Below are 5,329 nucleotides of genomic sequence, written 5' to 3'. Positions count from 1 at the left end.
CTTCCACGAGCGCCTGGACCGCGCACCCGTGCGGGCGACCTCGATTTTGAACGGCGGCTTCCTGGACATGCTGACGGGGCAGATGCCCCTGATCCAGTTCGGCTGGCGGCGGGTGCTGTACTGGGGAGACGCGGACCAGCCCCTCGATTTCACCGCGATGGACGATGTTGCCGCCTACACGGCCGCTGCCGCGCTTGACCGCGATGCCCCTCGCATCCTGCGCATCGCCGGCGAGGTCGTCAGCGCACGGGGACTGGCCGAGGCCGCGAGCGACGTGACGGGGGAACGCTTCAAAACCCTGCGCATGGGCGGGGTGGGTAGCCTTGGCGCGATGATCGCGGTCGGGCGCATCCTGGCGCCCGGCCGGGGGAAGGTGTTCCCCGTCTGGCAGGGCATGCAGTACCTGCGCGACATGTTCGGTGGTGCCGGAAAGCTCGACCCGCTCGACAACGGGCGCTACCCGGGCCTGCGTTGGGTTGGGGTGCGCGAGGTGCTGTCCCGCCGCTGAGGCGGTGTCATCTCCCGATCGTTGGAAGCGTCGGAGAGGCCGCGCACCATCGCCGTATCGTCCGATTTGGCTCCGTCGATCTGCGCTCAAAACCGCTCGGAACCTGCGTCGATACCCGCACGCCCGACAACGCCGCGGTCATCGCCGCCGAGTACGCGATGCTCGATGGCGACGGCCCGACCGGGCCTCGCGAGCGCCCAGGTGGAGTCTCCCTGCCGAACATCGTTCGCCCGCACGCCGACGGCTACATTTCGACCACGGCTGGCGATCCGCTTTTTTTTCCAGCAGCCGGCCACCGTCGTGGTCAGATATCAACCTGCATCTTGCATCCCTCTCGCCAGGCTTGCCGCCCAAGGCGGTGAATGTAGCGTCGTGGAAGCCTCTGGCCCGCTCCAAGTCGTTGCCGCCGATCATGGCGTATGTGAACATGCTTCCTTTCCTGTACGGGCTTCGCGAGATTAGCGAATATCGACTGCGAAGACGAGCAGCCGATGGCGCGACATGGGTCGACGGTTGTAATGTAGGCCCAAGAATAGAGAGCCTCGCGCCCAGCCTCGATCTTCGGTGACGATTGAGCAAGCGGGCTGATCATCCGAATGTAAAGGCATAGGCCCGCACGCCTGGATCTTGGAAGTAGATCTCGAAGGTGCGCTCCTCGACCGGGCTGGACTGTCGGACCAGGTGGTAGAGCCGCGTCTCCGTCACGATCCCATCGCCGTCCGGCGTGATGTCGCTTCCGTGGTCCGTCCTTGGCGGCTGCCCGGCGAGTGCCACCCGGAAGCGAACTGGGCGTCCATCCGCCCCTGGACCGAGAACCAGATGAAGGTCGCGTGCCCGGAACCGGTAGGTGATCCCGCCACCTTCTCGATCGAGGCGGACGGCGTCCGGGCCGAACGACCAGTTGCCGGAGAGTGACCACTGGCTGAGCTTCGGCCCAGCGGGCGAGTAGGTCTGCGTCCCGCGGGAGAGCCCTTCGGGCGAGACGAAGCCCTCCGTCTTGTCCGCGCCAAGATAGGTCTCGCCTGAGCGGAGCTCTCCCAGGTCGGCGGGTATTTCGGGGCCATCGGGTCGCGGAACGGTGACGCTCACCTCAGCGGTGCGTCGCCCTGCCCCCTCCGCCAGGAGGTCCTGGATAGCGGCCTCCGACTGAGCCTCGCCGCCCTCGCCAAATTGATGGTGGCGGATCCGCCCTTCTGCATCGACGATGTAGAGCGCCGGCCAGGAGGTGTTGCGTAGCGCGCGCCAGATGCGGAAATCGTTGTCGACGGCGATGGGGTACGGCAGCGCGAAGCGGCGCACGGCGCTCCTCACGTTGTCGATGTCGCGCTCGAAAGCGAATTCAGGCGCGTGGACGCCGATCACCGCCAGTCCCTGGTCGCGGTAGCGCGCCTCCCAGGCCCGGACGTAGGGCAGCGTGCGGATGCAGTTGATGCAGGAGTAGGTCCAGACATGGACGAGCAGTACCTTGCCCCGGAACTGCTCGTTCGTCGGCGGTCCGGCGTTGAGCCAATGGGAGGCACCTTGGAGGCTCGGCAGGCGCCTTTCGACCGGTAGGCTGCTGCGATAGAGGCCGGCCGCCGGCGCGGGCTGGGTGGGTTCGAGGTGCAGCGCCGCCACGAGGGCGGCTTCGACCCGCGTGGCCTGCGGCGAGGGAAGCGACGCCAGAAGGTCCGCTTCGAATCCGACGGCGATCGCGGCAACCACGGCGATCATCGCAGCCCCTTTGATTCGGCGTACTTGCTCCGAGAACGCGAGGCCGCCCCGAAGGCGCGCATAGAGCGCTCCACCGGCTGCAACGGCCGCTGCCAGGGACATGGCGGCGCCGGCTGCGTAAGCCACGAGGAGACCTGTCGTCTCAGGGCTGGGGCCGCTCAGGGCCGCGCCGGTCAGCACGAGGCCGAGGATCGGTCCGGCGCACGGCGTCCACAGCAGGCCGGTGGCCGCGCCAAGGCCGAGGGAACTCACGACGCCAGTCGAGCCACGTCTATCGACGCGGCGCGCGAGGGCTTCCCCGAGCCACACTGAAGGAACGGAGATCAACGCTGCGACGCGCTGCGACATGAGGGCGACCGCGAAGACGCCGAGCAGGACAAGCGCGGCGACGTGGGCCGCCGCGCTCAGACGCACGACCCAGCCTCCGCCGACGGCCGCGAGAGACGCCGCGGTCGCGAAGGCTGCGGCCAATCCGGTCAGGAACGGCAGCGTGCTTGACACGAAGGATCGATCCGCCCGAGCGAACACGAACGGAAGGACGGGAAGAATGCAGGGACTGACGATGGTCAGCATCCCGGCCAGGAAGGCAGCAAGATACAAGGTCATGGCGGCTCGCTCCGGCGCCCTGTTGTCCCTCGTCGCTTCACCAGCCTCCCGTCTCCGCCGTGTGTGCAGATCCGCTGATCTCGTATCGTCCTGTAGGGAGCAGGTCCTTCTGGAACTCTGCCATGCTCGTGGAAGCCCAGCACGACGGTCACGCCGGGCCAGGCACGCGGCGCCGCGCCGCTACACTGTGTTACGAAGACCGGCTCGCCCGCGGGCACCCATCGCGCTATCCGATGAAGCACGCTGGGGGCTGACCGTGGATCACATCGACCATGTCCTGATCGTCGACGACGACCGAGAAATCCGCGACTTGCTGTCGAACTACCTCAGGAAAAACGGCCTCCGCGTGACGCTGGCCGCGGACGGGCGGCAGATGCGCGCGTTCCTCGACGCCGACCGGGTCGACCTCGTCGTGCTCGACATCATGATGCCGGGCGATGACGGTCTCGTCCTGTGCCGGGAGCTGCGCTCGGGCAGGCACAAGGCCACCCCGGTCCTGATGCTGACTGCCCGCAGCGACGAGACAGACCGGATCGTCGGCCTGGAGATGGGTGCGGACGACTACCTGGTGAAGCCGTTCGCGGCCCGGGAACTCCTCGCGCGGATCAAGGCCGTGCTCCGCCGTACCCGGATGCTGCCTCCCAACCTCCAGGTGACCGAGGCAGGCCGGCTTCTCGCCTTCGGGGCGTGGCAGCTCGACACCACCGCCCGTCATCTCATCGACGCGACAGGAACGGTCGTCCCCCTCAGCGGCGCGGAGTACCGGCTTCTGCGCGTGCTGCTCGATCACCCGCAGCGGGTCCTGTCGCGCGACCAGTTGCTCAACCTGACACAGGGCCGTGATGCCGAACTGTTCGACCGATCCGTCGACCTGCTCGTCAGCCGCCTGCGGCAGCGGCTGAAGGACGATGCCCGCGAGCCCGCCTACATCAAGACGGTGCGTAGCGAGGGCTATGTCTTTGCCATGCCCATTACCATCGCGCAGGCGCGCGAGGGATGATGGCATCCCTTCTGGTTTGGCCGGGCAGCCTGCGGGGCCGCCTGTTCCTGATCCTGCTCGCAGGTCTCCTGAGCGCTCAGCTGCTCTCGTTCGCGGTCACGAGAGCCGAGCGGGACCAGACGGCGCGCGCCGTCATGCTGACGACGCTCCAGCGCGACGTCGTCGTCGCGGTCGCGCTGCTCGATCGCCTGCCGGCCGCCGAGCGGTCCGAATGGCTCCCGCTCCTCGAAAGGCCGACCTATCGCTTCGCGCTCGGCTCCGGTTCGCCGGGGACTGCGGCGCTCTCGTCCCGTCTGACGATGATCGCGGACGAGATACGCGCCGCGCTGGAGCCGCGCTTCCCCGTTCGGTTCGATGCGGTGTCCGGGTCGCCGGTGCGACTGCAGGGGCACGTCGCCCTGAGTGACGGCTCGGCCCTCACCATCGCCGTCCAGCCGACCCTGCGGCCCGTGGCATCGTGGCTGCCCGTCGCGCTGGCCCTGCAGCTGCTCGTGCTCGTCGGCTGCGTCTGGTTCGCCGTGCGGCTCGCCGTCCGGCCGCTGACGCGCTTCGCGCAGGCCGCCGACGCGCTGGAGCCGGGGCGACCGGCCACGCCTTTCGCGGAGGCAGGGCCCGATGAGGTCTCGCGCGCCGCGCGAGCCCTCAACGCGATGCAGCAGCGGGTGTCCCGCCACCTCGACGAACGCGTCCGCATCCTCGCGGCGATCTCCCACGATCTCCAGACACCGATCACCCGGATGCGGTTGCGCGTGGAGACAGGCGTCGAGGGCCCCGAACAGGACCGGATCCTCGGCGATCTCGAAGCGATCGAGACCCTCGTCCGCGAGGGGATTGCCTACGCCCGCAGCGTGCACGGAGACGTCGAGCCACCCACCCGCCTCGATCTGCGCGCCTTTCTCGAGAGCATCGCCTTCGACTACCAGGACACAGGGTGCGACGTCGCGGTCTCCGGCCTGCCGGAGGTGACGATCGTGACACGCCCGCAAGCCCTGCGCCGGATCCTGACGAACCTGATCGACAACGCGATCCGATATGCCAACCGGGCAGAGCTCGATCTGCAGGTCGTCCAGGGCAGGATCACCATCGCGGTGCTGGATCGTGGACCCGGCATCCCCGCGGACAAGCTCGATGCCGTGCTGCTTCCCTTCGTCCGGCTGGAAGGATCGCGCAGCCGTGAGACCGGCGGCACCGGACTCGGCCTCGCCATCGCCGATCAGCTTGCCGCCGCGATCGGCGGACGGCTCAGGCTCAGCAACCGCCCGGGCGGCGGCCTGGAGGCGGCCGTCACGCTCTCGTGACGCGGGTCCGGCGCGGCTCGCACGACCGATCAACCGGACCTGTCGGGGAGATCGTCGAGGGCGAGCCACCGCGTGATGCCCAGCGCGCGGAGAAAAGCCTCGTCGTGACTGACGACCAGAAGAGCGCCGTCATAGGAGGCGAGCCCGGCCTCGACCGCCTCGACGGCTTCGAGGTCGAGGTGATTGGTCGGCTCGTCGAGAAGC

Annotated in this window: 4 protein-coding genes and 1 pseudogene; 3 read left to right on the top strand and 2 right to left on the bottom strand. The window is 68.4% G+C overall.

Going from position 1 to position 5,329, the window contains the following annotated elements:
* Nucleotides 1–508 (top strand): Rossmann-fold NAD(P)-binding domain-containing protein (locus MFF42_RS10745; RefSeq protein ID WP_238255743.1); only part of this gene is annotated, 508 nt, incomplete at its 5' end.
* Between the two features lie 588 nt (nt 509–1,096).
* Here the strand turns inward: MFF42_RS10745 and MFF42_RS10735 are convergent.
* Nucleotides 1,097–2,827 carry a cytochrome c biogenesis protein DipZ gene (locus tag MFF42_RS10735; protein ID WP_238255742.1) on the bottom strand — a complete coding sequence of 577 codons (1,731 nt, stop codon included), beginning with the start codon at nt 2,825–2,827 and terminating at the stop codon, nt 1,097–1,099.
* Nucleotides 2,828–3,083: 256 nt separating this feature from the next.
* On the opposite strand from MFF42_RS10735, the gene MFF42_RS10730 reads away from it, so the two are divergent.
* Together MFF42_RS10730 and MFF42_RS10725 are read left to right on the top strand one after the other, a co-directional pair.
* Nucleotides 3,084–3,827 (top strand): response regulator, encoded by a 744-nt coding sequence (locus tag MFF42_RS10730; protein ID WP_096483237.1) that lies wholly within the window; start codon nt 3,084–3,086, stop codon nt 3,825–3,827.
* Nucleotides 3,824–5,125 carry a sensor histidine kinase gene (locus tag MFF42_RS10725; protein WP_238255741.1) on the top strand — a complete coding sequence of 434 codons (1,302 nt, stop codon included), beginning with the start codon at nt 3,824–3,826 and terminating at the stop codon, nt 5,123–5,125. Before MFF42_RS10730 ends, MFF42_RS10725 begins: the two co-directional genes overlap by 4 nt.
* A 29-nt stretch (nt 5,126–5,154) precedes the next feature.
* On the opposite strand, the pseudogene MFF42_RS10720 reads toward MFF42_RS10725, so the two are convergent.
* A pseudogene (locus MFF42_RS10720) lies at nt 5,155–5,329 on the bottom strand (ABC transporter ATP-binding protein); the annotation flags it as partial.

Origin of the sequence: Methylorubrum podarium, from assembly GCF_022179745.1 — a bacterium.
Lineage (GTDB): Bacteria > Pseudomonadota > Alphaproteobacteria > Rhizobiales > Beijerinckiaceae > Methylobacterium > Methylobacterium podarium.
This window is presented reverse-complemented; position numbering and strand designations above follow the sequence as displayed.